This is a genomic window from Actinoallomurus sp. CA-142502 (assembly GCF_050936355.1).
In the GTDB taxonomy this organism is placed as follows: domain Bacteria; phylum Actinomycetota; class Actinomycetes; order Streptosporangiales; family Streptosporangiaceae; genus Actinoallomurus; species Actinoallomurus iriomotensis.
The window spans coordinates 10,634,013-10,657,223 of sequence record NZ_JBNJMY010000001.1 but is presented as its reverse complement, the minus strand read 5'-3'; the positions used below and the strand labels follow the sequence as shown (position 1 = coordinate 10,657,223).

General features: G+C 67.8%; 37 protein-coding genes. 35 read left to right on the top strand and 2 right to left on the bottom strand.

Going from position 1 to position 23,211, the window contains the following annotated elements:
• Nucleotides 1-34: 34 nt before the first annotated feature.
• The 27 genes from fusA (at nt 35) to ACQEV1_RS49925 (ending at nt 16,729) form a co-directional block, all read left to right on the top strand.
• Nucleotides 35-2,146 (top strand): elongation factor G, encoded by a 2,112-nt coding sequence (gene fusA, locus ACQEV1_RS50055; RefSeq protein WP_285582706.1) that lies wholly within the window; start codon nt 35-37, stop codon nt 2,144-2,146.
• Between the two features lie 79 nt (nt 2,147-2,225).
• Complete coding sequence (gene tuf / locus ACQEV1_RS50050) at nt 2,226-3,419, top strand: elongation factor Tu (protein WP_285625163.1); 1,194 nt, start codon at nt 2,226-2,228, stop codon at nt 3,417-3,419.
• A 159-nt stretch (nt 3,420-3,578) separates the two neighbouring features.
• Entirely contained in the window at nt 3,579-3,887 is a 309-nt protein-coding gene (gene rpsJ / locus ACQEV1_RS50045) for a 30S ribosomal protein S10 (RefSeq protein ID WP_141956729.1), read from the top strand.
• Between the two features lie 12 nt (nt 3,888-3,899).
• Nucleotides 3,900-4,547, top strand: coding sequence for a 50S ribosomal protein L3 (rplC, locus tag ACQEV1_RS50040; RefSeq protein WP_285625166.1), 648 nt, complete (start codon nt 3,900-3,902; stop codon nt 4,545-4,547).
• The gene (gene rplD / locus ACQEV1_RS50035; RefSeq protein ID WP_285582698.1) at nt 4,548-5,162 is read left to right on the top strand and encodes a 50S ribosomal protein L4; all 615 of its coding nucleotides are present in this window, start codon (nt 4,548-4,550) and stop codon (nt 5,160-5,162) included. It begins immediately after the preceding gene.
• Entirely contained in the window at nt 5,159-5,461 is a 303-nt protein-coding gene (gene rplW, locus ACQEV1_RS50030; protein ID WP_285582697.1) for a 50S ribosomal protein L23, read from the top strand. Before rplD ends, rplW begins: the two co-directional genes overlap by 4 nt.
• Before the next feature lie 128 nt (nt 5,462-5,589).
• On the top strand, nt 5,590-6,423 hold the full coding sequence (rplB, locus tag ACQEV1_RS50025; protein WP_285582696.1) for a 50S ribosomal protein L2: 834 nt from the start codon (nt 5,590-5,592) through the stop codon (nt 6,421-6,423).
• Nucleotides 6,424-6,434: 11 nt separating this feature from the next.
• Nucleotides 6,435-6,716: a 30S ribosomal protein S19 gene (rpsS, locus tag ACQEV1_RS50020; RefSeq protein ID WP_285625169.1), complete on the top strand. Its 282-nt coding sequence runs from the start codon at nt 6,435-6,437 to the stop codon at nt 6,714-6,716.
• Between the two features lie 31 nt (nt 6,717-6,747).
• Entirely contained in the window at nt 6,748-7,143 is a 396-nt protein-coding gene (gene rplV, locus ACQEV1_RS50015) for a 50S ribosomal protein L22 (RefSeq protein ID WP_285582693.1), read from the top strand.
• Nucleotides 7,143-8,009: a 30S ribosomal protein S3 gene (gene rpsC / locus ACQEV1_RS50010; protein WP_433405014.1), complete on the top strand. Its 867-nt coding sequence runs from the start codon at nt 7,143-7,145 to the stop codon at nt 8,007-8,009. The genes rplV and rpsC overlap by 1 nt, the downstream gene beginning before the upstream one ends.
• Before the next feature lie 7 nt (nt 8,010-8,016).
• Complete coding sequence (gene rplP, locus ACQEV1_RS50005; protein WP_285582690.1) at nt 8,017-8,436, top strand: 50S ribosomal protein L16; 420 nt, start codon at nt 8,017-8,019, stop codon at nt 8,434-8,436.
• Nucleotides 8,436-8,684 (top strand): 50S ribosomal protein L29, encoded by a 249-nt coding sequence (gene rpmC, locus ACQEV1_RS50000; RefSeq protein ID WP_285625174.1) that lies wholly within the window; start codon nt 8,436-8,438, stop codon nt 8,682-8,684. The genes rplP and rpmC overlap by 1 nt, the downstream gene beginning before the upstream one ends.
• Nucleotides 8,677-8,952, top strand: a complete 276-nt coding sequence (gene rpsQ, locus ACQEV1_RS49995; protein ID WP_285582686.1) for a 30S ribosomal protein S17 — start codon at nt 8,677-8,679, stop codon at nt 8,950-8,952. Before rpmC ends, rpsQ begins: the two co-directional genes overlap by 8 nt.
• 111 nt (nt 8,953-9,063) lie before the next feature.
• Entirely contained in the window at nt 9,064-9,432 is a 369-nt protein-coding gene (rplN, locus tag ACQEV1_RS49990) for a 50S ribosomal protein L14 (RefSeq protein WP_141956740.1), read from the top strand.
• A complete protein-coding gene (gene rplX / locus ACQEV1_RS49985; RefSeq protein WP_285582683.1) occupies nt 9,432-9,746 on the top strand; it encodes a 50S ribosomal protein L24 in 315 nt (104 codons plus the stop codon). Before rplN ends, rplX begins: the two co-directional genes overlap by 1 nt.
• The gene (rplE, locus tag ACQEV1_RS49980) at nt 9,746-10,321 is read left to right on the top strand and encodes a 50S ribosomal protein L5 (RefSeq protein ID WP_285625176.1); all 576 of its coding nucleotides are present in this window, start codon (nt 9,746-9,748) and stop codon (nt 10,319-10,321) included. The genes rplX and rplE overlap by 1 nt, the downstream gene beginning before the upstream one ends.
• A 3-nt stretch (nt 10,322-10,324) precedes the next feature.
• Nucleotides 10,325-10,510: a type Z 30S ribosomal protein S14 gene (locus tag ACQEV1_RS49975; protein WP_285582680.1), complete on the top strand. Its 186-nt coding sequence runs from the start codon at nt 10,325-10,327 to the stop codon at nt 10,508-10,510.
• A gap of 112 nt (nt 10,511-10,622) precedes the next feature.
• A complete protein-coding gene (gene rpsH, locus ACQEV1_RS49970; RefSeq protein ID WP_285582679.1) occupies nt 10,623-11,021 on the top strand; it encodes a 30S ribosomal protein S8 in 399 nt (132 codons plus the stop codon).
• 18 nt (nt 11,022-11,039) lie between these two features.
• The gene (gene rplF / locus ACQEV1_RS49965) at nt 11,040-11,576 is read left to right on the top strand and encodes a 50S ribosomal protein L6 (protein WP_285582678.1); all 537 of its coding nucleotides are present in this window, start codon (nt 11,040-11,042) and stop codon (nt 11,574-11,576) included.
• A gap of 8 nt (nt 11,577-11,584) precedes the next feature.
• Nucleotides 11,585-11,965: a 50S ribosomal protein L18 gene (rplR, locus tag ACQEV1_RS49960; protein ID WP_378205481.1), complete on the top strand. Its 381-nt coding sequence runs from the start codon at nt 11,585-11,587 to the stop codon at nt 11,963-11,965.
• Between the two features lie 43 nt (nt 11,966-12,008).
• Nucleotides 12,009-12,620, top strand: coding sequence for a 30S ribosomal protein S5 (rpsE, locus tag ACQEV1_RS49955; protein WP_285582675.1), 612 nt, complete (start codon nt 12,009-12,011; stop codon nt 12,618-12,620).
• Nucleotides 12,617-12,799: a 50S ribosomal protein L30 gene (gene rpmD, locus ACQEV1_RS49950; RefSeq protein ID WP_285625180.1), complete on the top strand. Its 183-nt coding sequence runs from the start codon at nt 12,617-12,619 to the stop codon at nt 12,797-12,799. The genes rpsE and rpmD overlap by 4 nt, the downstream gene beginning before the upstream one ends.
• Nucleotides 12,800-12,801: 2 nt before the next feature.
• Nucleotides 12,802-13,254, top strand: coding sequence for a 50S ribosomal protein L15 (rplO, locus tag ACQEV1_RS49945; protein ID WP_285625182.1), 453 nt, complete (start codon nt 12,802-12,804; stop codon nt 13,252-13,254).
• Between the two features lie 163 nt (nt 13,255-13,417).
• Complete coding sequence (gene secY / locus ACQEV1_RS49940; protein ID WP_285625184.1) at nt 13,418-14,719, top strand: preprotein translocase subunit SecY; 1,302 nt, start codon at nt 13,418-13,420, stop codon at nt 14,717-14,719.
• Complete coding sequence (locus ACQEV1_RS49935) at nt 14,719-15,372, top strand: adenylate kinase (RefSeq protein WP_285625185.1); 654 nt, start codon at nt 14,719-14,721, stop codon at nt 15,370-15,372. Before secY ends, ACQEV1_RS49935 begins: the two co-directional genes overlap by 1 nt.
• A 99-nt stretch (nt 15,373-15,471) precedes the next feature.
• Nucleotides 15,472-16,308 (top strand): type I methionyl aminopeptidase, encoded by an 837-nt coding sequence (gene map / locus ACQEV1_RS49930; protein ID WP_285582668.1) that lies wholly within the window; start codon nt 15,472-15,474, stop codon nt 16,306-16,308.
• Entirely contained in the window at nt 16,292-16,729 is a 438-nt protein-coding gene (locus ACQEV1_RS49925; RefSeq protein WP_285625187.1) for a DUF1707 SHOCT-like domain-containing protein, read from the top strand. Before map ends, ACQEV1_RS49925 begins: the two co-directional genes overlap by 17 nt.
• 17 nt (nt 16,730-16,746) lie before the next feature.
• Here ACQEV1_RS49925 and ACQEV1_RS49920 read toward each other — a convergent pair whose 3' ends face one another.
• Complete coding sequence (locus tag ACQEV1_RS49920) at nt 16,747-17,475, bottom strand: metallophosphoesterase (RefSeq protein ID WP_433405002.1); 729 nt, start codon at nt 17,473-17,475, stop codon at nt 16,747-16,749.
• Nucleotides 17,476-17,731: 256 nt separating this feature from the next.
• On the opposite strand from ACQEV1_RS49920, the gene infA reads away from it, so the two are divergent.
• The 8 genes from infA to truA all read left to right on the top strand — a co-directional run bounded on the left by infA (nt 17,732) and on the right by truA (nt 22,570).
• Nucleotides 17,732-17,953, top strand: a complete 222-nt coding sequence (infA, locus tag ACQEV1_RS49915) for a translation initiation factor IF-1 (RefSeq protein ID WP_067912209.1) — start codon at nt 17,732-17,734, stop codon at nt 17,951-17,953.
• Between the two features lie 71 nt (nt 17,954-18,024).
• Nucleotides 18,025-18,138: a 50S ribosomal protein L36 gene (gene rpmJ / locus ACQEV1_RS49910; RefSeq protein WP_141956754.1), complete on the top strand. Its 114-nt coding sequence runs from the start codon at nt 18,025-18,027 to the stop codon at nt 18,136-18,138.
• Between the two features lie 148 nt (nt 18,139-18,286).
• Nucleotides 18,287-18,667 carry a 30S ribosomal protein S13 gene (rpsM, locus tag ACQEV1_RS49905; RefSeq protein WP_285582660.1) on the top strand — a complete coding sequence of 127 codons (381 nt, stop codon included), beginning with the start codon at nt 18,287-18,289 and terminating at the stop codon, nt 18,665-18,667.
• Nucleotides 18,668-18,731: 64 nt separating this feature from the next.
• Nucleotides 18,732-19,133 carry a 30S ribosomal protein S11 gene (gene rpsK / locus ACQEV1_RS49900; protein ID WP_285582658.1) on the top strand — a complete coding sequence of 134 codons (402 nt, stop codon included), beginning with the start codon at nt 18,732-18,734 and terminating at the stop codon, nt 19,131-19,133.
• Nucleotides 19,134-19,149: 16 nt separating this feature from the next.
• Nucleotides 19,150-19,779 (top strand): 30S ribosomal protein S4, encoded by a 630-nt coding sequence (gene rpsD, locus ACQEV1_RS49895; RefSeq protein WP_285582657.1) that lies wholly within the window; start codon nt 19,150-19,152, stop codon nt 19,777-19,779.
• 98 nt (nt 19,780-19,877) lie between these two features.
• On the top strand, nt 19,878-20,891 hold the full coding sequence (locus ACQEV1_RS49890) for a DNA-directed RNA polymerase subunit alpha (protein WP_329250690.1): 1,014 nt from the start codon (nt 19,878-19,880) through the stop codon (nt 20,889-20,891).
• A gap of 127 nt (nt 20,892-21,018) precedes the next feature.
• Complete coding sequence (gene rplQ / locus ACQEV1_RS49885; RefSeq protein ID WP_285625192.1) at nt 21,019-21,546, top strand: 50S ribosomal protein L17; 528 nt, start codon at nt 21,019-21,021, stop codon at nt 21,544-21,546.
• A gap of 136 nt (nt 21,547-21,682) precedes the next feature.
• A complete protein-coding gene (gene truA / locus ACQEV1_RS49880; protein ID WP_285625195.1) occupies nt 21,683-22,570 on the top strand; it encodes a tRNA pseudouridine(38-40) synthase TruA in 888 nt (295 codons plus the stop codon).
• A gap of 83 nt (nt 22,571-22,653) precedes the next feature.
• Here truA and ACQEV1_RS49875 read toward each other — a convergent pair whose 3' ends face one another.
• Nucleotides 22,654-23,181, bottom strand: a complete 528-nt coding sequence (locus ACQEV1_RS49875) for a DUF1707 SHOCT-like domain-containing protein (protein ID WP_285625197.1) — start codon at nt 23,179-23,181, stop codon at nt 22,654-22,656.
• Nucleotides 23,182-23,211: the final 30 nt, after the last annotated feature.

Genomic DNA, 23,211 nt, shown 5'->3' with positions numbered 1-23,211 from the left:
CAGCACCACGTACGAGACTAACGAGGGCGCGAAAGTGGCTACTAAGACCGGCGTAGACCTGGCCAAGGTCCGAAACATCGGGATCATGGCCCACATCGACGCGGGTAAGACCACGACCACCGAGCGGATCCTGTACTACACCGGCGTCAACTACAAGATCGGTGAGGTTCATGAGGGCGCTGCCACCATGGACTGGATGGAACAGGAGCAGGAGCGCGGCATCACGATCACGTCTGCCGCGACGACCTGCCACTGGACGGTTGACGACGTCGATCACACCATCAACATCATCGACACGCCCGGACACGTCGACTTCACCGTCGAGGTGGAGCGTTCACTGCGCGTCCTCGACGGCGCGGTCGCGGTGTTCGACGGTGTGGCCGGCGTCGAGCCGCAGTCCGAAACGGTGTGGCGCCAGGCCGACCGCTACAACGTGCCGCGGATCTGCTTCGTCAACAAGCTCGACCGCGTAGGCGCGGAGTTCCACCGCTGCGTCGACATGATCGTCGACCGGCTCAACGCCACGCCGCTGGTGCTGCAGATCCCGATCGGCGCCGAGGCCGACTTCAAGGGTGTCGTGGACCTGGTCCGCATGAAGGCTCTCGTCTGGAGCGCCGAGGCTGCCAAGGGCGAGATGTACGACGTGGTCGACATCCCCGACACGCACGCCGACGCCGCCCGTGAGTGGCACGACAAGCTGGTCGAGACGCTGGCCGAGGCCGACGACGAGATCATGGAGCTTTACCTCGAGGGCAACGAGCCCACGACGGCGCAGCTCATCCCGGCGATCCGCCGGGCCACGATCGCCGGCGCGCTGACCCCGGTCACCTGTGGCACCGCCTTCAAGAACAAGGGCGTCCAGCCGCTCCTCGACGCGATCGTCAACTACCTCCCCTCGCCGCTCGACGTCGAGGCCATCCAGGGCCACGACTACCGCGACGAAGAGAAGGTCATCGAGCGCAAGCCGAGCGAGGACGAGCCGTTCTCGGCGCTGGCATTCAAGATCATGAGCGACCCGCACCTGGGCAAGCTGACCTTCATCCGCGTCTACTCGGGCGTGCTGGAGTCCGGCAGCTCGGTCCTGAACAGCGTGAAGGACCGCAAGGAGCGCGTCGGCAAGATCTACCGGATGCACGCGAACAAGCGTGAGGAGATCGAGCGCGTTGGCGCGGGCGACATCGTCGCGGTGATGGGTCTCAAGCAGACCACCACCGGCGAGACGCTCTCCGACGACAAGAACCCGGTGATCCTGGAGTCGATGAGCTTCCCGGCGCCGGTCATCAACGTCGCCATCGAGCCCAAGACCAAGGCCGACCAGCAGAAGCTGGGCACCGCGATCCAGCGGCTCGCCGAGGAGGACCCGTCCTTCCAGGTGCGGACCGACGAGGAGACCGGGCAGACCATCATCTCCGGCATGGGCGAGCTGCACCTCGAGGTGCTGGTCGACCGCATGAAGCGGGAGTTCAAGGTCGAGGCCAACGTCGGCCGGCCGCAGGTCGCCTACCGCGAGACCATCCGCCGCAAGGTGGAGAAGGTCGAGTACACCCACAAGAAGCAGACGGGTGGCTCCGGTCAGTTCGGTCGCGTCATCATCGACATCGAGCCGCTCGGCGGCGGCAGCGACGGCTACGAGTTCGAGAACAAGGTCACCGGTGGCCGCATCCCGCGGGAGTACATCCCGTCGGTGGACGCGGGCTGCCAGGAGGCGGCCGAGTTCGGCGTGCTCGCCGGATACCCGCTGGTCGGTGTCAAGGTCACCCTGCAGGACGGCGCCTACCACGACGTCGACTCCTCCGAGCTGGCCTTCAAGATCGCCGGTTCCATGGCGTTCAAGGAAGCGGCCCGCAAGGCCGATCCCGCGCTGCTGGAGCCGATGATGGCCGTCGAGGTCACCACTCCTGAGGACTACATGGGTGACGTCATCGGCGACCTGAACGGCCGTCGTGGCCAGATTCAGGAGATGGGCGAGCGCAGCGGGGTCAAGGTCATCAAGTCCATCGTGCCGCTGTCCGAGATGTTCGGATACGTCGGTGACCTGCGGAGCAAGACCCAGGGGCGCGCCGTCTTCACGATGCAGTTCGACTCCTACGCCGAGGTTCCTGGGAACGTCGCGCAGGAGATCATCGCCAAGGCGCGCGGCGAATAACCCGTCGCGGCACAAGACCAACCACTGAAGCTACAGACGGTCGCGAAAGACGGCCGAGGATCGCAACAAGGAGACACCGGTGGCCAAGGCCAAGTTCGAGCGGACGAAGCCGCACGTAAACATCGGCACCATTGGGCACATCGACCATGGTAAGACCACCCTTACCGCGGCGATTACCAAGGTGCTCCATGACAAGCACCCGGACCTGAACCCCTTCACGCCGTTCGACGAGATCGACAAGGCGCCGGAGGAGCGGGAGCGGGGCATCACGATCTCGATCGCTCACGTCGAGTACCAGACGGAGAAGCGTCACTACGCCCACGTCGACTGCCCGGGTCACGCCGACTACATCAAGAACATGATCACCGGCGCCGCCCAGATGGACGGTGCGATCCTGGTCGTGGCGGCGACCGACGGCCCGATGCCGCAGACCAAGGAGCACGTGCTCCTGGCGCGTCAGGTCGGCGTTCCGTACATCGTCGTGGCGCTCAACAAGGCCGACATGGTCGACGACGAGGAGATCCTCGAGCTCGTCGAGCTGGAGGTCCGCGAGCTCCTGTCGGAGTACGAGTTCCCGGGCGACGACGTCCCGGTGGTCCGCGTCTCCGCGCTCAAGGCCCTCGAGGGCGACGCCGAGTGGGGCGCCAAGATCGTCGAGCTCATGGACGCCTGCGACGAGAACATCCCCGAGCCGGTCCGTGAGACCGACAAGCCGTTCCTGATGCCGATCGAGGACGTCTTCTCGATCACCGGTCGCGGCACGGTCGTCACCGGCCGTATCGAGCGTGGTGTCGTCAACGTCAACGAGACCGTCGACATCATCGGCATCAAGGACAGCGCCACCTCGACCACGGTCACCGGCGTCGAGATGTTCCGCAAGCTGCTCGACCAGGGCCAGGCGGGCGACAACGTCGGCCTGCTCCTGCGCGGCATCAAGCGCGAGGACGTCGAGCGCGGTCAGTGTGTCATCAAGCCGGGCACCAACACCCCGCACACCGAGTTCGAGGCGCAGGTCTACATCCTGTCCAAGGACGAGGGCGGCCGCCACACGCCGTTCTTCAACAACTACCGTCCGCAGTTCTACTTCCGGACCACGGACGTGACCGGCGTCGTGCACCTGCCCGAGGGCACCGAGATGGTCATGCCGGGCGACAACACCGAGATGCGTGTTGAGCTCATCCAGCCCATCGCGATGGAGGAAGGCCTCAAGTTCGCGATCCGCGAGGGTGGCCGCACCGTCGGTGCGGGCCGCGTGACCAAGATCATCAAGTAGTACCCGCGGAGCGGCGGTCGGGAGCTGAGACAGGCCCGGCCGCCGCACCACGACTCCCGACGATTTCGATCTGAGGGAGATCTCCGCGGAGGACGCGTGAGCGACCTCCGCGGAACGTAAACCAGCGGCACCTAGGAAGCAAAGGACACCGAGGCCACCATGGCGGGACAGAAGATCCGCATCCGGCTCAAGGCCTACGACCACGAGGTCATCGACACTTCGGCGCGCAAGATCGTCGAGACGGTGACGCGCACGGGCGCGAAGGTCGCCGGCCCGGTGCCGCTGCCGACCGAGAAGAACGTGTACTGCGTCATCCGCTCGCCGCACAAGTACAAGGACAGCCGCGAGCACTTCGAGATGCGCACGCACAAGCGCCTGATCGACATCATCGATCCGACGCCCAAGACGGTCGACTCGCTGATGCGGCTCGACCTTCCGGCCGGCGTCGACATCGAGATCAAGCTCTAAGGGCATCCAGAGATGAGCAAGCAGAGAAAGGGCGTTCTGGGCGAGAAGCTCGGTATGACCCAGGTCTTCGACGATGAGGGCCGGATCGTTCCGGTAACCGTCGTCCAGGCTGGGCCGTGCGTCGTCACCCGAGTGCGCACGCCGGAATCCGACGGTTACTCCGCCGTCCAGCTCGGCTACGGCCAGATCGACCCGCGCAAGGTCAACAAGCCGCTGACCGGTCACTACGAGAAGGCCGGCGTGACACCGCGCCGCCACCTCGTCGAGCTGCGCACGGACGACGCCGCCGAGTACGAGCTCGGCCAGGAGATCACCGTCGAGGTCTTCGAGGCCGGACAGCGGATCGACGTCACCGGCCGCAGCAAGGGCAAGGGCACCGCGGGTGTCATGAAGCGCCACGGCTTCAAGGGCCTCGGCGCCTCGCACGGCACCCAGCGCAAGCACCGCTCGCCCGGCTCGATCGGTGGCTGCGCCACGCCGGGCCGCGTGTTCAAGGGCCTGCGCATGGCCGGCAGGTACGGCAACGCCCGTACGACCGTGCAGAACCTCACCGTGCACTCCATCGACGCCGACAAGGGACTGCTCCTGATCAAGGGTGCGGTTCCCGGACCGAACGGCGGCCTGATCCTGGTGCGCAGCGCCGCGAAGGGGGCGAAGTAAGTGGCCACGAAACTGGACATCGAGCTCGCTCCGGAGATCTTCGACGCGAAGGTCAACGTGCCGCTGATCCACCAGGTCGTCGTGGCGCAGCTCGCCGCGGCGCGGCAGGGCACGCACAAGGCCAAGACCCGCGGTGAGGTCTCCGGTGGCGGTAAGAAGCCGTACCGGCAGAAGGGCACCGGTCGCGCCCGCCAGGGCTCGACCCGCGCGCCGCAGTTCGCCGGCGGTGGCACCGTCCACGGCCCGCAGCCGCGCTCGTACGCGCAGAAGACGCCGAAGAAGATGAAGGCCGCCGCGCTGCGCGGTGCGCTCTCGGACCGCGCTCGCTACGGCCGCGTGCACGTGGTGTCCGGTCTGGTCGAGGGCGAGACGCCCAAGACCAAGGCCGCGCTCGCCTCGCTGCGTTCGGTGACCGAGGCGGCCAAGGTGCTGGTGGTCCTCGACCGCGAGGACGACCTGACCTGGCTGAGCCTGCGCAACGTCGCCGAGGTGCACGTGCTCATGGCCGACCAGCTCAACACCTACGACGTGCTCTGCAACGACGAAATCGTCTTCACCGAGCCGGCGTACCAGGCCTTCGTGAACCACGTGAGTGGGAAGGAGGAGGCCAAGTGAGCAAGATCGCCGACCCGCGCGACATCCTCATCGCGCCCGTGATCTCGGAGAAGAGCTACGGGCTGCTCGACGAGGGCAAGTACACGTTCGAGGTTCGCCCGGACGCCAACAAGACCCAGATCAGGCAGGCCGTCGAGGCCGTCTTCGGGGTCAAGGTGACCGGCGTGAACACGATCAACCGGCAGGGCAAGCGCAAGCGCACCCGGTTCGGTTACGGCAAGCGCAAGAACACCAAGCGGGCCATCGTGAGCCTGGCCGAGGGTGAGCGGATCGAAATCTTCGGAGGCTCGGTCTCATGACCCTCTCCTCCGCGGCGCACCGCTCCGGCCAGGGAGCGCACGCGCGCGACCTCCGGACCCCGGGCACCGCGGAGGGCCGGTCCGGATCGGTTCACCGTCCGAAGACAGACAAGGGATGAACGAAAAAGATGGGCATCCGTAAGTACAAGCCGACGACGCCCGGCCGTCGTGGTTCGAGTGTGGCCGACTTCGTCGAGGTCACCCGGACCGAGCCGGAGAAGTCGCTCGTGCGTCCGCTCCCCAAGAAGGGCGGCCGTAACGTTCACGGCCGTATCACCACCCGGCACCAGGGCGGCGGACACAAGAGGGCGTACCGGGTCATCGACTTCCGGCGCGCCGACAAGGACGGTGTGCCGGCGAAGGTCGCGCACATCGAGTACGACCCGAACCGCACCGCGCGCATCGCGCTGCTGCACTACGCCGACGGGGAGAAGCGCTACATCCTCTGCCCGACCGGTGTGAAGCAGGGCGACCGCGTCGAGAACGGTCCGTCCGCCGACATCAAGCCGGGCAACTGCCTTCCGCTGCGCAACGTCCCGACCGGTACGGTCGTGCACGCCATCGAGCTGCGGCCCGGCGGTGGCGCGAAGCTGGCCCGCTCGGCCGGCTCCGGCGCCCAGCTGCTGGCCAAGGAGGGCAAGTACGCCACGCTGCGTATGCCCTCGGGCGAGATGCGGATGGTGGACCTGCGCTGCCGCGCCACGGTCGGCGAGGTGGGCAACTCCGAGCAGTCCAACATCAACTGGGGCAAGGCCGGCCGCATGCGGTGGAAGGGCAAGCGCCCGACCGTCCGCGGCGTCGCGATGAACCCGATCGACCACCCGCACGGTGGTGGTGAGGGCAAGACCTCCGGTGGCCGTCACCCCTCCAGCCCGTGGGGCCAGCCCGAGGGTCGCACCCGGAGGGCGAACAAGCCGTCCGACCGGCTCATCGTCCGTCGTCGCAGCAAGAAGAAGCGGTAGGAGCCGAAGCCATGCCACGTAGCCTTAAGAAGGGTCCCTTCGTCGACGACCACCTGATCAAAAAGGTGGACGCGCAGAACGAGAAGGGCACCAAGAACGTCATCAAGACGTGGTCGCGTCGCTCCATGATCGTGCCCGACATGCTCGGTCACACGATCGCCGTGCACGACGGCCGCAAGCACGTTCCCGTGTTCATCACCGAGGCCATGATCGGTCACAAGCTCGGGGAGTTCGCCCCGACTCGGACCTTCAAGGGCCACATCAAGGAAGACCGCCGCAGCCGGCGGGGCTGAACCAAGAAGTATCGAGAGCGAGGAAACAGCGATGGAAGCCAGGGCCCAGGCGCGGTACGCCCGCGTCACGCCCAGAAAGGCCCGCCGCGTGGTGGACCTCATCCGCGGCATGCAGGCCGCGGAGGCTCAGGCGGTGCTGCGCTTCGCCCCTCAGGCTGCGAGCGAGCCGGTGTACAAGGTGCTCTCGAGCGCCATCGCCAACGCCGAGCACAACCAGAAGCTCGACGCCGACACGCTCTTCGTGAGCCGGGCGTGGGTGGACGAGGGACCGACGCTGAAGCGCTACCGCCCGCGGTCGATGGGGCGCGCGTACCGCATCAACAAGCGGACCAGCCACATCACGGTCGTGGTCGAGTCGCGGCCCGAGGGTGACAAGGGCGGCAAGAGTTCGGGTAACGGCCGCAAGCAGACGAGGAGGACCCGCTAGTGGGGCAGAAGGTCAACCCGCACGGGTTCCGACTGGGCATCACCACCGACTTCAAGAGCCGGTGGTACGCCGACAAGCTGTACAAGGACTACGTCAAGGAAGACGTGTCGATCCGCCGGATGCTGACCCGCGGCATGGACCGCGCCGGCATCTCCAAGGTCGAGATCGAGCGCACCCGTGACCGCGTCCGCGTCGACATCCACACCGCGCGCCCGGGCATCGTGATCGGCCGCCGTGGCGCCGAGGCCGACCGCATCCGCGGCGACCTGGAGAAGCTGACCGGCAAGCAGGTCCAGCTCAACATCCTCGAGGTCAAGAACCCCGAGATCGACGCGCAGCTCGTCGCGCAGGGCGTTGCCGAGCAGCTGTCCAGCCGGGTCGCGTTCCGACGTGCCATGCGTAAGGCGATCCAGAGCGCCATGAAGAGCGGCGCCAAGGGGATCAAGGTGCAGTGCGGTGGCCGCCTAGGCGGCGCCGAGATGTCCCGCTCGGAGTTCTACCGCGAGGGCCAGGTGCCCCTGCACACGCTCCGCGCCGACATCGACTACGGCTTCTACGAGGCCCGTACGACCTTCGGCCGCATCGGCGTGAAGGTCTGGATCTACAAGGGCGAGGCGCCGACGAGCCGCGCCGAGCGCGAGGCGCAGGCCGCGAAGGAGCGCGCCGCCGGTGGCGGTGGCCGTCGCGAGCGGCCGCAGCGTCGTGGCGGCGGTGGCGGCGGCGGTGGCGGTCGCGGTGGCCGTGGCGGCGACCGTGGTGGCGACCGCGGCGGCCGGCAGCAGCAGCAGGCCGCGTCGAGCGCGCCCGCCGAGCAGCAGCAGGCGACTGAGGCGGCGGCGCCGTCCAGCGCGGGTGAGGGGAGCTGAATTACCAATGCTGATCCCTCGCAGGGTCAAGCACCGCAAGCAGCACCACCCGAAGCGGGCCGGCATGGCCAAGGGCGGCACCAGGGTCGTGTTCGGCGAGTACGGCATCCAGGCCGTCGAGGGCGCGTACGTGACCAACCGGCAGATCGAGGCCGCACGTATCGCCATGACCCGGCACATCAAGCGTGGCGGGAAGGTGTGGATCAACATCTACCCCGACCGTCCGCTGACCAAGAAGCCCGCCGAGACCCGCATGGGTTCCGGTAAGGGCTCGCCGGAGTGGTGGGTCGCGAACGTCAAGCCGGGCCGGGTCATGTTCGAGCTCGCGGGTGTCCCGGAGCCGCTGGCGCGCGAGGCGCTCCGCCGCGCGATGCACAAGCTCCCGATGAAGTGCAAGTTCGTGAAGCGTGAAGTGGGTGAGGCGTGATGGCTCAGGGCCTAACCGCCGAGGATCTGCGGTCCCAGCCGGAGGCCGAGCTGGTCACGAAGCTGAAGGAGGCCAAGGAGGAGCTGTTCAACCTCCGCTTCCAGGCGGCGACGGGCCAGCTCGAGACCCACGGTCGGCTGCGCGAAGTGAAGCGGGAGATCGCCCGCATCTACACCGTGATGCGGGAGCGGGAGCTCGGCATCGTCGTGTTCGCCGAGGAGCCCGCGGAGGAGTCCACCGATGAGTGACGAGAAGACGCAGCAGACGCGGAGCTACCGCAAGATCCGCGAGGGTCTCGTGGTCAGTGACAAGATGGACAAGACCGTCGTGGTCGCCGTCGAGGACCGCGTCAAGCACGCGCTGTACGGCAAGATCATCCGCCGTACGACGAAGTACAAGGCGCACGACGAGTCCAACGCCTGTGGCGTCGGCGACCGGGTCCGGCTGATGGAGACCCGCCCGCTGTCGGCCACGAAGCGGTGGCGTGTCGTGGAGATCCTTGAGAAGGCCAAGTAAGGGGTTCCGCCCCCGAGGTGGTCCCCGCTAAATGGCAGTCGCCGCCGAGCGACTGAAGGATCGAATCCGCCAGGCTCGAAAGAGAACCGGCGAGAGAATTCAGGAGTAGACGTGATCCAGCAGGAGTCGCGACTCAAGGTCGCCGACAACACGGGTGCCAAGGAGATCCTTTGCATCCGCGTTCTCGGTGGCTCGGGTCGGCGCTATGCGGGCATCGGCGACATCATCGTCGCGACCGTGAAGGACGCCCTTCCCGGTGCCGGCGTGAAGAAGGGTGATGTCGTTAAGGCCGTCGTCGTGCGCACCCGCAAGGAGCGCCGCCGTCCCGACGGCTCCTACATCCGCTTCGACGAGAACGCGGCTGTGCTCATCAGGGACGGCGGAGACCCGCGCGGTACGCGCATCTTCGGGCCGGTCGGCCGGGAGCTGCGCGACAAGAGGTTCATGCGCATCATCTCGCTCGCGCCGGAGGTGCTCTGATGAAGATCAAGAAGGGCGATGACGTCATCGTCATCGCCGGCAAGGACAAGGGTGCGACCGGCAAGGTCATCGCTGCCGACCCGAATCGCGAGCGCGTGACCGTCGAGGGCGTGAACCTGGTCAAGCGTCACACCAAGGAGACCAACCAGGGACCGCGCGGCGCCAAGGACGGCGGGGTCGTCACCAAGGAGGCCTCGATCCACGTCAGCAACGTGGCGCTGGTCGAGGACGGCAAGCCCACCCGCGTCGGTTACCGATTCGACGACGACGGCACGAAGGTTCGTATCTCGCGCCGTACCGGTAAGGACATCTGATGACCGCCGACACGACCACCCAGGAGACCGTGCAGCCGCGGCTCAAGCAGCGCTACCGCGACGAGATCGCCAAGGCGATGCGCGACGAGTTCGGCTACGCGAACGTCATGCAGATCCCCGGGTTGACCAAGATCAAGGTCAACATGGGCGTCGGCGACGCCGCCCGCGACTCGAAGGTCATCGAGGGCGCGGTGCGCGACCTGACGACCATCACCGGGCAGAAGCCGGCCGTGGCCCGGGCGAAGAAGTCGATCGCGCAGTTCAAGCTGCGTGAGGGCATGCCGATCGGCGCGCACGTGACGCTTCGCGGTGACCGCATGTGGGAGTTCCTCGACCGGCTGCTGTCGCTGGCCCTGCCGCGTATCCGTGACTTCCGCGGCCTGTCGCCGAAGCACTTCGACGGCAACGGCAACTACACGTTCGGTCTCACCGAGCAGGTGATGTTCCACGAGATCGACCCGGACAAGGTCGACCGGCAGCGCGGTATGGACATCACGATCGTGACCACCGCCAAGACCGACGAGGAGGGCCGGGCGCTTCTGCGGCACCTGGGCTTCCCGTTCAAGGAGAACTGACAGATGGCGAAGAAGGCTCTGATCGCCAAGGCGAACCGGAAGCCCAAGCACTCGGTGCGCGCCTACACTCGGTGCTCGCGCTGTGGGCGTCCGCGCGCCGTCTTCCGCAAGTTCGGCCTGTGCCGGATCTGCTTCCGGGAGATGGCGCACCGCGGCGAGCTGCCCGGCATCACCAAGTCCAGCTGGTAAGCCAGCAACAGATAATGACCAACCGGGTGCCTGAACAAGGCACCCACGACCACGTCGAAGGTCCGCGCGGACGACACGTGTGGAAACCGCGGCGAGGAGGGCCCAGTAGGCCATGACGATGACCGACCCGATCGCAGACATGCTGACACGTCTGCGGAACGCGAATTCGGCATACCACGACACCGTGGCCATGCCGTACTCGAAGATCAAGGCGCACATCGCCGAGATCCTCCAGCAGGAGGGTTACATCTCGGGGTGGAGCGTCGAGGACGCCGAGGTCGGCAAGAAGCTGGTGGTCGACCTCAAGTTCGGCCCGAGCCGTGAGCGTTCGATCGCCGGGCTCAAGCGGGTTTCCAAGCCGGGCCTGCGGGTCTACGCGAAGAAGGACAACCTGCCGAAGGTCCTCGGTGGTCTCGGCGTCGCGATCATCTCGACGTCCTCGGGCCTGATGACCGACCGGCAGGCCGGCAAGAGCGGTGTGGGCGGGGAAGTCCTCGCCTACGTCTGGTAAGAGGGGAGGGAACACAGCATGTCGCGCATTGGACGTCTGCCCATCCCCGTCCCCAGCGGCGTCGACATCAAGGTCGACGGCCAGGACGTCACGGTCAAGGGCCCCAAGGGCGAGCTCAAGCACAAGGTGGCCCGGCCGATCGAGGTCGTCCAGGAGGACGGTCAGATCAAGGTCGGTCGCCCCAGCGACGAGGGACCGGTCCGTGCTCTGCACGGCCTGACCCGGACGCTGATCCACAACATGGTCGTCGGTGTGACCGAGGGCTACAGCAAGACGCTGGAGATCGTCGGCGTCGGTTACCGCGTTCAGGCCAAGGGCAGCAACCTCGAGTTCTCCCTCGGCTTCAGCCACCCGATCACGGTGGAGCCGCCGGCCGGCATCACCTTCCGTGTCGAGCGGCCGACCCAGTTCGTGGTCGAGGGCATCGACAAGCAGAAGGTCGGCGAGGTCGCCGCGAACATCCGCAAGTTGCGCAAGCCGGACCCGTACAAGGGCAAGGGCGTGCGCTACCAAGGCGAGCAGATCCGCCGCAAGGTCGGAAAGGCTGGTAAGTAGTCGTGCCTGTGAGCAAGACCCAGGTCCGCAAGCGGACCTCGGCGCGCGCGGCGTCCCGAGCCCGTCGGCACCTGCGCGTCCGGAAGAAGATCCAGGGCAGCGCCGAGCGGCCGCGGCTGGTCGTGACCAAGTCGGCGAAGCACATGTCCGCGCAGATCATCGACGATATCGCCGGTCACACGCTGGTGTCCGCGTCGACGCTCGACTCCACGCTCCGTACGAGCGAGGGCGACAAGACGGCCAAGGCGCGCAAGGTCGGCGAGCTGCTGGCGGAGCGGGCCAAGGAGGCCGGCATCGGCGCCGTCGTCTTCGACCGCGCAGGGCACCGGTACCACGGTCGCATCGCGGCTCTGGCCGACGGTGCCCGCGAGGGTGGGCTGGAGCTCTGATGGCCCGCTCACTGCAATCGACGGACGAGAAGAGGAACCACTAATGGCAGCACCACGTCGTGGCGGCGGCGAGCGGCGCGACCGGCGTGATGATCGCCGGGGTGGCGCCGACAAGGGCCAGTCGTACATCGAGCGTGTCGTAGCGATCAACCGTGTCGCCAAGGTCGTCAAGGGCGGCCGGCGCTTCAGCTTCACCGCGCTGGTCGTGGTGGGCGACGGCAACGGCACGGTGGGTGTCGGCTACGGCAAGGCCAAGGAGGTGCCCGCGGCGATCGCCAAGGGTGTCGAGGAGGCCAAGAAGCACTTCTTCAAGGTGCCGCGGATCCAGGGCACCATCCCGCACACCAGCCAGGGCGAGGAGGCCGCGGGCGTCGTCCTGCTGAAGCCGGCCAGCCCCGGTACCGGTGTGATCGCGGGTGGCCCCGTCCGCGCGGTGCTGGAGTGCGCGGGCATCCACGATGTCCTGTCCAAGTCGCTGGGCTCGTCCAACGCCATCAACATCGTCCACGCGACGGTGGCGGCGCTGAAGCAGCTCAGCCGGCCGGAGGAGATCGCGGCCAAGCGCGGCCTGCCGATCGAGGACGTCGCCCCCGCCGCCATGCTGAAGGCCCGCGCGGCCGGCAGCGAGGCCCGGCAGGAGGCTGCGGCGTCATGAGTAACCTGAAGATCACGCAGGTCAAGTCGCAGATCGGCGGCAAGCAGTACCAGCGCGCCACCCTGCGTACCCTCGGGCTCAAGAAGATCGGTCAGAGCGTCGTCCGCGAGGACCGTCCCGAGGTGCTCGGAATGATCCAGACCGTGCGCCACCTGGTCACGGTCGAGGAGGTTGACTGATCATGGGAGCCGAGACTCCGCTGCGGCCGCATCACCTGCGGCCCGCTCCGGGTGCTCACAAGGCCAAGACCCGTAAGGGCCGTGGTGAGGCGTCCAAGGGCAAGACCGCCGGACGTGGCACCAAGGGCACCAAGGCCCGCAGCACGGTGCCGGCCGGGTTCGAGGGCGGCCAGATGCCCCTGATCCGGCGGGTGCCGAAGCTCAAGGGCTTCAAGAACCCGTTCCGTGTCGAATACCAGGTCGTCAACCTGGGCCGGCTCGCCGAGCTCTACCCTGAGGGTGGAGAGGTGACGCCCGACGACCTCGCCGCGAAGGGCGCGGTTCGCCCGGGACACCCGGTAAAGATTCTCGGTACTGGTGACATCTCCGTAACGGTCCAGGTCAAGGCTCACGCCTTTTCCGGCTCCGCTAAGGAAAAGATCACAGGTGCCGGGGGCACTGCCGAAACACTGTGAGACCAAGCCCTTGTGGGAATCGCCCCCGCCGAGGCCCGGCGGGGGCGTCAGCCCATGCAAGGGCTGTTAGAGTGCGAGCGGCGGCTATCGCCGCCTACCATCGACCGGGGCCCATCCGCGGCCCTGATTGTGCCTCATGGCCGGAAGTCGCGCAGGAGGAATGGTGCTGACCGCGTTCACTCGGGCGTTCCGAACACCCGACCTGCGCAAGAAGCTTGTCTTCACGCTCTTCATCATCGCCGTGTTCCGGCTGGGGTCCCAGCTGCCGGCACCGGGCGTGAACACCGGCGCCGTCCATCGCTGTGTCGATGTGGCGACCAAGGGTGCGAACGGCAATATTTACGGCCTCGTCAACCTCTTCAGCGGTGGCGCGCTGCTCAAGCTGTCGATCTTCGCGCTGGGCATCATGCCCTACATCACCGCGAGCATCATCCTGCAGCTGCTGACCGTGGTGATCCCGCGCCTGGAGGTGCTCCGCAAGGAGGGCCAGTCCGGCACCACGAAGATCACGCAGTACACGCGGTACCTGACGATCGGCCTCGCCATCCTTCAGGGCACCGGCATCGTCGCGATGGCGAGCACGGGCAACCTCCTTCAGGGCTGCACCGAGGACCTGCTCTGGAACAAGAGCTGGTTCACCATCGTCACGATGGTCATCGTGATCACCGCCGGCACCTCGGTCATCATGTGGCTGGGTGAGCTGGTCACCGACCGCGGCATCGGCAACGGCATGTCGATCCTGATCTTCACGCAGGTCGTCGCCGTCTTCCCGAGCGAGTTCTGGAACATCTACAAGACCAAGCACGGCTTCGTCTTCGCGATCGTCATCCTCGTCGGAGTGGCGATCGTCGCCGGTGTGGTCTTCGTCGAGCAGGCCCAGCGCCGCATCCCGGTGCAGTACGCCAAGCGGATGGTCGGCCGCCGGATGTACGGCGGCACGTCGACCTACATCCCGCTCAAGGTCAACCAGGCCGGTGTCATCCCCGTCATCTTCGCCTCCTCGCTGCTGTACCTCCCGCAGCTCGTGGTGCAGATGTGGCACAGCACCAACCCGGTGAGCACCTTCATCTCGAAGTACCTCGTCAAGGGCGATCACCCGATCTACATGGGGCTGTACTTCGTCCTGATCATCTTCTTCACGTACTTCTACGTCGCGATCACCTTCAACCCGACTGAGGTCGCCGACAACATGAAGAAGTACGGTGGGTTCATCCCGGGCATCCGTCCGGGCCGACCAACCGCCGAGTACCTCGACTACGTGCTCACGCGCATCACCGCTCCGGGCGCGCTCTACCTCGGGCTCATCTCCTTGATCCCGATGGTGGCGTTCGGGCTCATCGGCGCCAGCCAGAACTTCCCGTTCGGCGGCACGAGTATCCTGATCATGGTCGGTGTCGGGCTGGACACGGTCAAGCAGATCGAGAGCCAACTCCAGCAACGTAACTACGAGGGCTTCCTGCGGTAGTGCGCATCGTGCTCGTGGGTCCCCCCGGAGCGGGCAAGGGGACGCAGGCCCAATTCATCGCATCGCACCTGTCAATCCCGAAAATCTCGACAGGTGACATCTTCCGCGCGAACGTGAGCGGGAACACCCCCCTGGGCCGCAAGGCCAAGGAGTACATGGACCGCGGTGACCTTGTCCCGGACGAGGTCACCATCGCGATGGTGCGCGACCGGTTGGGCGAGGAGGACGCCCAGGAGGGCTTCCTGCTCGACGGCTTCCCACGCAATGTTCCGCAGGCGGAGACGCTCAAGAAGATCCTGTCCGAAACCGACCGCAGGCTCGACCTCGTGCTCGAGCTCGTGGTCGACGACGACGAGGTCGTACGCCGGCTGTCGGGCCGCCGCACGTGCCGCAAGTGCGGGCGGATCTGGCACCTCGCCTTCGACCCGCCCACCAAGGACGGCGTCTGCGACGTCTGCGGCGGTGAGCTCTTTCAGCGCGACGACGACCGCGAGGAGACCATCCGGCACCGCCTGGAGGTCTACCAGGAACAGACGGCGCCTCTCGCGTCGTTCTACGCCGATGAGGGCATTCTGGTGGGCATCGACGCCACCGGGCCCGTCGAGGATGTCACGGAGCGGGCCCTCGCCGCGCTCCGCCGCTTCGCCGCCTGATCTTCGCGGTCGTGGCAGGCGCCTGCGCGCCTGCCGCGTCCGCCGGGGCGGTGGGCGCCGTCCTCATAGGCAACCCCCGGACCACGTGCGGAGCAAAGAGTGTGGAAGAAGCGTAAGCCGGCCATCCAGATCAAGTCTCGCGACCAACTCGCGGTGATGCGGGAGGCCGGCCTCGTCGTCGGCCGCACTCTGCACCGGCTCACCGAGGAGGTGCGCCCGGGGATCACGACGGCCGACCTCGACGCCATCGCGGAAGAGTCGATCCGCTCCGCGGGCGCGACGCCGTCGTTCAAGGGCTACCAGGGTTTCCCCGCCACGATCTGCACGTCGGTGAACGAGGAGATCGTCCACGGCATCCCCAGCCCGGACAAGGTCCTGCGCGACGGTGACATCATCTCCATCGACTGCGGCGCCATCGTCGACGGCTGGCACGGCGACTCCGCGGTGACGGTGCCGGTCGGCGAGATCACGCCCGAGCTGAAGCGGCTCCTCGAGATCTGCGAGGAGTCGATGTGGCGCGGCATCGGCGCCGGCCTGGTCGAGGCCCGGCTGAGCGACATCGGCCACGCGGTCGAGACATATGTGCGCGATCAGGGCGACTATGGCATCGTCGAAGAGTACGTCGGCCACGGGATCGGTACGCAGATGCACATGGACCCGCCGGTGCCCAACTACGGCGAGGCCGGGCATGGCCCCCGCCTCGCTGCCGGCATGTGCTTCGCGGTCGAGCCGATGGTCAACCTCGGGACGGCGGCGACCGTCCTGCTGGATGACGACTGGACGGTGGTGACCGGCGACGGTGCCCGCTCGGCGCACTTCGAGCACACCTTCGCGGTCACCGAGGACGGCCCCTGGGTGCTCACCGCGCTCGACGGCGGTGCGTCCCACGGTTTCCTCAGCCGGGACGAGAGGATCAAGGATGGCGCTCAACCCTGAGATGCGGGCCTCCGACGCCGACCGTGACCGGGTCGCGGCGGCGCTGAGAGAGCACTGCGCTCAGGGGCGCATCGACGTCGAGGAGCTGAACGAGCGGCTCGAAGGCGTCTACTCCGCGCGGACCCTCGGCGACCTGGAGAAGGTCACGGCGGATCTGCCCGAAGAGGACCTGTACGAGCTTCCCGTGCCGTCGTGGCGGCAGTCGACGCCGGCCCGCCGCATGGGCGGCGGGCTGTCCCTCCCGAACATGCGGGCGGGCTGGGCCACGTATGCCGGCGTGAACGTCGTGTGCATCGTGATCTGGCTGCTCACGGCGGTGTCCTCCGGAACCTGGTACCCATGGTGGATTTGGGTGGCCGGGCCCTGGGGAGCGGTGATGCTCGCCGGACAGGCCTTCGGCACCCGCGGCGACCGTCGCTGACCGGTCCCTCACACGGGTCAGGGCGTCTCCTCCACCGGCCGGAAGTGAGTGACGGCGCTCATGCCGTCGATGAGGTGCAGCGCCAGGCCGGGTGGCGCGTCGGAGAGCGCGGGCCGGCCGCCGGGGTCGACGTGCAGCTGCCGGTACGTGCTGGGACAGGTCGTGGCGACCGTACCCGCGAAGGCGCGCACCGAGCCGGCGTGCACGTGCCCGGCGATGACGCGGACGACCTGCGGATGGCGGGCGATCACGTCGCCGAGCCGCTCGGGCCGCGCGTGGCCCATGGCGTCGACCCAGCCGACCCCGACCTCGTACGGCGGGTGGTGCATCGCCACGACCGACGGTGTGCCGGGCTCCTCGGCGAGGGCGGCGTCCAGCCACTCCGGATCCGACAGCGTACCGTCGTCCCGGCCCGGGATGGTGGAGTCGCAGCACAGCAGCCGTACGCCGGCCACGGTCACGGCGTAGTTCGCCGCGGGGAGCTCGGGGAAGGCCGTCAGCAGCGCGGCGACGTCGTCGTGGTTGCCGGGCAGCGGGTGCGCGGGGATCGGCAGGCGGGCGAGCTCGTCGCGCAGGAGCGCGTACTCCTCGGGGCGGCCGTGGTCGGCCAGGTCGCCGGTGAGGACCACCGCGTCGGGCGGCGTGGCGAGGGCGAGCAGCGTGGTCAGGGCGGTGCGCAGCGAGCGTACGCGGGTGGGGTCGTCGACGGTCAGGTGGAGATCGCTGAGTTGCGCGAGGATCGTCATGGCCCCCAGCCGACCACGCGGGGGGCGGGAACCACCATGGCCACTCGTACGTTGGGATTCCAGGAGGAGTGGCCCGGCCACGACGCCGGTCGGGTGAGGCCGGTCTGGTGGTGAATCCGCGCCGATTTCACATTCTCGCGGCCGGTGACGTACACTTCTGTGTCGGTCCTGTGTCGGCTCATGTCCGCATGCTCTGCGTGCCCGAGTGCCGCGAGGGCCGTTCTCCTGACGAACCGATCAGTGAAGCGCGGAGGACATGCCCAAAAAAGAAGGGGCCATCGAGATCGAAGGCACCGTCGTCGAGTCTCTCCCGAACGCCATGTTCCGGGTTGAGCTGGACAACGGGCACAAGGTTCTCGCTCACATCAGCGGGAAGATGCGGATGCACTACATCCGGATCCTTCCCGATGACCGTGTGGTCGTTGAACTCAGTCCGTACGACCTCACCCGCGGCCGGATCGTCTACCGCTACAAGTAAGCAATACACCCACTGGGGTTGCCTTCCCCGCGTCTGGCAACGCGGGGGTGACCCTGTATTGAGGAGACCCAGTGAAGGTCAAGCCGAGCGTCAAGAAGATCTGCAGCAAGTGCCGCGTCATCCGCCGGCACGGCCGGGTCATGGTCATCTGCGACGACCCGCGCCACAAGCAGCGCCAGGGCTGACCTCTCAATAGGTACAGCTCAGCTCTAACAACATCATCGTTCCGCGGCTCCCTGACGGGAGCGACCCCCGGTCGGAGGCCGGGGCCCCAACCGGGCAGGTGGGGGTGCGGGGCGCAGACCTCCGTGAAACAGAAGGGAACTGCCCGAGATGGCACGCCTCCTCGGCGTCGACCTCCCGCGCGAAAAGCGTCTCGAGGTCGCTCTTACCTACATCTTCGGCATCGGCCGCACCCGCGCGCTCGAGACCCTCAAGGAGACCGGCATCAGCGGTGACCGCCGGGTCCACGAGCTCGGCGACGACGAGCTGATTCAGCTCCGCGACTGGATCGAGGCGAACTACCGGATCGAGGGCGACCTCCGCCGCGAGATCCAGGCCGACATCCGCCGCAAGATCGAGATCGGGTGCTACCAGGGCATCCGGCACCGCCGCGGGCTGCCGGTCCACGGCCAGCGCACGCAGACCAACGCCCGTACGCGCAAGGGCAAGAAGAAGACCGTGGCCGGCAAGAAGAAGGCCGGCAAGAAGTAGTCCGCCGCCCCGGTCCACGCGGCCGGGACGCCGGATCGACGACCTCCAGGAGACTTGAGAGCAGATGCCGCCTAAGAGCCGCACCGGCGCCAAGAAGGTGCGCCGCAAGGAAAAGAAGAACGTCGCTCACGGGCACGCCCACATCAAGAGCACGTTCAACAACACCATCGTCACGATCACGGACCCGATGGGCGCCGTGATCTCCTGGGCCAGCGCCGGCCACGTGGGCTTCAAGGGCTCGCGTAAGTCGACGCCGTTCGCCGCTCAGATGGCCGCCGAGGCCGCCGCGCGCCGCGCCATGGAGCACGGCATGCGCAAGGTCGACGTCTTCGTGAAGGGCCCGGGCTCGGGACGCGAGACCGCGATCCGGTCGCTGCAGGCGACCGGCCTCGAGGTCGGTTCCATCCAGGACGTCACCCCGGTCCCGCACAACGGCTGCCGCCCGCCGAAGCGCCGCCGCGTCTGAGTTAGGAAAGAGAGAGATGGCTCGATACACCGGCGCGGACTGCAAGCTGTGCCGCCGCGAGAAGATGAAGCTGTTCCTCAAGGGCAGCAAGTGCGACGGGCCGAAGTGCCCGATCGAGATCCGGCCCTACCCGCCGGGTGAGCACGGTCGCGGCCGTCCCAAGGAGAGCGAGCACATGCTCCAGCTCCGGGAGAAGCAGAAGGCCCGCCGCATCTACGGGGTCCTCGAGGCCCAGTTCGTGAACTACTACAAAGAGGCGAACCGCCGTCAGGGCAAGACGGGTGAGAACCTGCTGAGCCTGCTCGAGCGCCGCCTCGACAACGTGATCTACCGCGCCGGCTACGCCAAGAGCCGTGACATGGCCCGCCAGCTGGTGCGCCACGGTCACTTCCTGGTGAACGGCAAGAAGGTCGACATTCCGTCGTACCGCGTCAGCGAGCGGGACATCATCGAGGTCAAGGGCAAGAGCCTCGAGCAGACCCCGTTCGTCGTGGCGAAGGCCGAGGCCGGCGAGCGTCCGGTCCCGGCATGGCTCGAGGTCGCGCCCGAGAAGATGCGCATCCTCGTGCACTCGCTCCCGGTCCGCCAGCACATCGACGCGCCGGTCCAGGAGCAGCTCATCGTCGAGTGGTACGCCAAGCGCTGACGTACGACTCGGGCGGGCGTGCGCCACTGCGGCGTACGCCCGCCGAACGCAAGGTCGCGGCAGTCAAATAGCGGGCGCCGCGGGAAGGATGTTCTGAAATGCTCATCGCACAGCGACCGACCCTCACCGAGGAGCAGGTCGACGAGTTCCGGTCCCGGTTCACCATCGAGCCGCTGGAGCCGGGCTTCGGCTACACCATCGGCAACTCGCTCCGCCGTACGCTCCTGTCCTCGATCCCGGGTGCCGCGGTCACCAGCATCCGCATCGAGGGCGTGCTGCACGAGTTCTCCACGATCCCGGGGGTCAAGGAGGATGTCACCGACATCATCCTGAACCTCAAGGAGCTCGTCGTCTCCTCCGAGCACGACGAGCCGGTCGTGATGTACCTCCGCAAGCAGGGGCCCGGTGACGTCACCGCCGCCGACATCGCGCCGCCGGCCGGTGTCGAGGTGCACAACCCCGAGCTGCACATCGCCACGCTGAACAACAAGGCGAAGCTGGAGATGGAGCTCACCGTCGAGCGTGGCCGAGGCTACGTCTCCGCGGCGCAGAACAAGCAGCCGGGCCAGGAGATCGGGCGGGTGCCGATCGACTCGATCTACTCGCCGGTCCTGAAGGTCACCTACAAGGTCGAGGCGACGCGTGTCGAGCAGCGCACCGACTTCGACCGGCTGATCGTCGACGTCGAGACCAAGCCCGCGATGCTGCCGCGCGACGCGGTGGCGAGCGCCGGCAAGACGCTCGTCGAGCTGTTCGGGCTGGCGCGCGAGCTCAACGTCGAGGCCGAGGGCATCGACATGGGCCCGTCCCCGACGGACGCCGCGCTCGCCGCGGACCTGGCACTGCCGATCGAGGAGCTCAACCTCACGGTCCGGTCCTACAACTGCCTCAAGCGCGAGGGCATCCACACCGTGGGTGAGCTCGTGGCGCGCAGCGAGCAGGACCTGCTCGATATAAGGAATTTCGGCGCCAAGTCCATCGAAGAGGTCAAGCAGAAGCTCAACGACATGGGCCTCACGCTGAAGGACTCCCCGCCCGGGTTCGACCCGACCGCCGCGGCGGACTCCTACGGCGACGAGGACCAGAGCTACGCCGAGACCGAGCAGTACTGATCATCTGGGTGGGCGGCTCCGATCGCGGGGCCGCCCGCTCGTCGATACGCGGCGGGGTGATCGCCCCGCCGGACCGACGCCGGTACCTCGTACGGCCGGCGCGGGTTGAAAAAGGAGAGAAGCACTCATGCCCCAGCCCACCAAGGGCCCTCGTCTCGGCGGCAGCCCCTCGCACCAGCGGCTGATCCTGGCGAACCTCGCCACCGCGCTGTTCGAGCACGGCCGCATCACGACGACCGAGGCCAAGGCCCGGCGGTTGCGGCCGCTGGCGGAGAAGCTCATCACCAAGGCCAAGCGCGGTGACCTCGCCGCGCGGCGCCAGGTCCTCACCGTCGTGCAGGACAAGGGCGTCGTCCACACGCTGTTCACCGAGATCGGCCCGCGCTTCGAGAACCGCCCCGGCGGTTACACGCGGATCACCAAGCTCGGCCCGCGCAAGGGCGACAGCGCTCCGATGGCCCTGATCGAGCTGGTCGACGAGCCGATCGGGGCCGTGACCACCAGCCGTCCGGCACCGGCCGCCGAGGCCGCCACGACCGAGGAGCCGGCCGCCGAGGCCGAGACCCCGGCCGAGGAGCCGGCCGCCGTCGAGGCCGAGGAGCCGCAGGACAGCGCTCCGGCCGAGGCAGCAGACGAGGCCGAGGACAAGAAGTAACCCACGCTTGGTCCCGAGCCCGCCGTGCCCTACGGGACGGCGGGCTCGATCTTTGGGAGAGTTGTGGAATGGCCAGGACACGGAGAGCATGGACACGGGGTCACCGCCGAATGATGGCACCCGAGGGGCAACCGACATGGACGAACGCCCACCCGAGCCGTCTCCTGATGCCATGACCGCTCTCGTACGACTCCGGCTCGACATCGGTTACGACGGGTCGGACTTCGCGGGCTGGGCCCGCCAGCCCAACCAGCGGACGGTGCAGGGCGTCATCGAAGAGGCTCTGGGACGCGTGCTCCGCCTGGACCCGCCGCCGGTGCTGACCGTGGCGGGCCGTACGGACGCCGGTGTGCACGCCCGCGGCCAGGTGGCGCACGTCGTCGTACCGGTCGCGGCCTACCACCCGGTCACCGGCACCCTGCCGCGTCGCCTCGCGGGCGTGCTGCCCTCCGACATCCGGATCTGGCGCATCGGCCAGGCCCCGGAGGGCTTCGACGCGCGGTTCTCGGCGCTGTCGCGGCGCTACGCGTACCGGGTGTGCGACAACCCGATCGGCGTCGACCCGATGCGCCGGCACGAGGTGCTGTGGCACCCGCGGCCGCTCGATCTCGACCGGATGAACGCCGCGGCGGCGCTGCTGCTCGGCGAGAACGACTTCGCGGCGTACTGCCGCCGCCGTGAGGGCGCCACGACCATCCGCCGGCTGCTGCGCTGCGACTGGGCTCGCGAGGCCGGCAACATCGCCGTCGCGACCATCGTGGCGGACGCGTTCTGCCACTCGATGGTGCGGGCGCTGGTCGGCGCGCTGATCTCGGTCGGCGACAGCCGCCGTCCCATCGAGTGGCCGGCCGAGGTGCTCGCCGGCCGGCAGCGTGACTCCGCCGTGCAGGTGCTCCCGCCGTACGGGCTGTCGCTGGAAGAGGTCACGTATCCGGACGCCGCGCACCTGGCCGACCGGGCCCAGGAGACGCGCCGCATCCGCGTCCTCGGCGGCATCACCCCGGAGGAACGCCACGCGAGTTAGGGCCTGTCTCAAAGCCCCGCTGTCCTACTGCGCGGCGTCCAGGCCGCTCGCTACGGACGTGGACTTGAGACAGGCCCTCGGGCTCAACGCCGCGCGTGGCGGATCCTCAGCCGTCCGAACCCCATGCTCCCGGAGATCCGGATCTTCGGGCCGCCGGAGCTCCGCCGGGGTTTGTAACGCGAGTCCTTCCACCCGGTGTGCAGGCCCTCGACGTCGACGATCGCGTCGCGAGGCACCGTGATCTTCGCCCGGCCGGTGCCGAGCCGCAGCTCGATGTCGACCACCGGATGCTCGATGACCGCGTGGGACAGGTCCAGGTGGACCCTTCCGAACGCGGACTCGACCTTGAGGGTCCGGGGGACCCGCCATGCGCCGCGCCGCCGGATCCGGCCGCCGAAGGCGGCGATCGTGGACGGGTCCTCCTTCGGGAGGGAGGCCAGAGCCGTCTCGAGCTCGTCCCGCGTCCTGGCGGTCAGCACCTGGTGGAGGCGCTCGTCCATCTCCTCGTGGGAGAGGTGCCCTTCGGCGTAGGCGTCCTGGAGGCGCCGCACGGCCACGTCGCGGTCGTCTTCGCCGACGGAGGGCGGCGGGTCTTCCGGCAGGGGAGCCACCACGCCATCGTAGAGCCGTCACGGCGACCT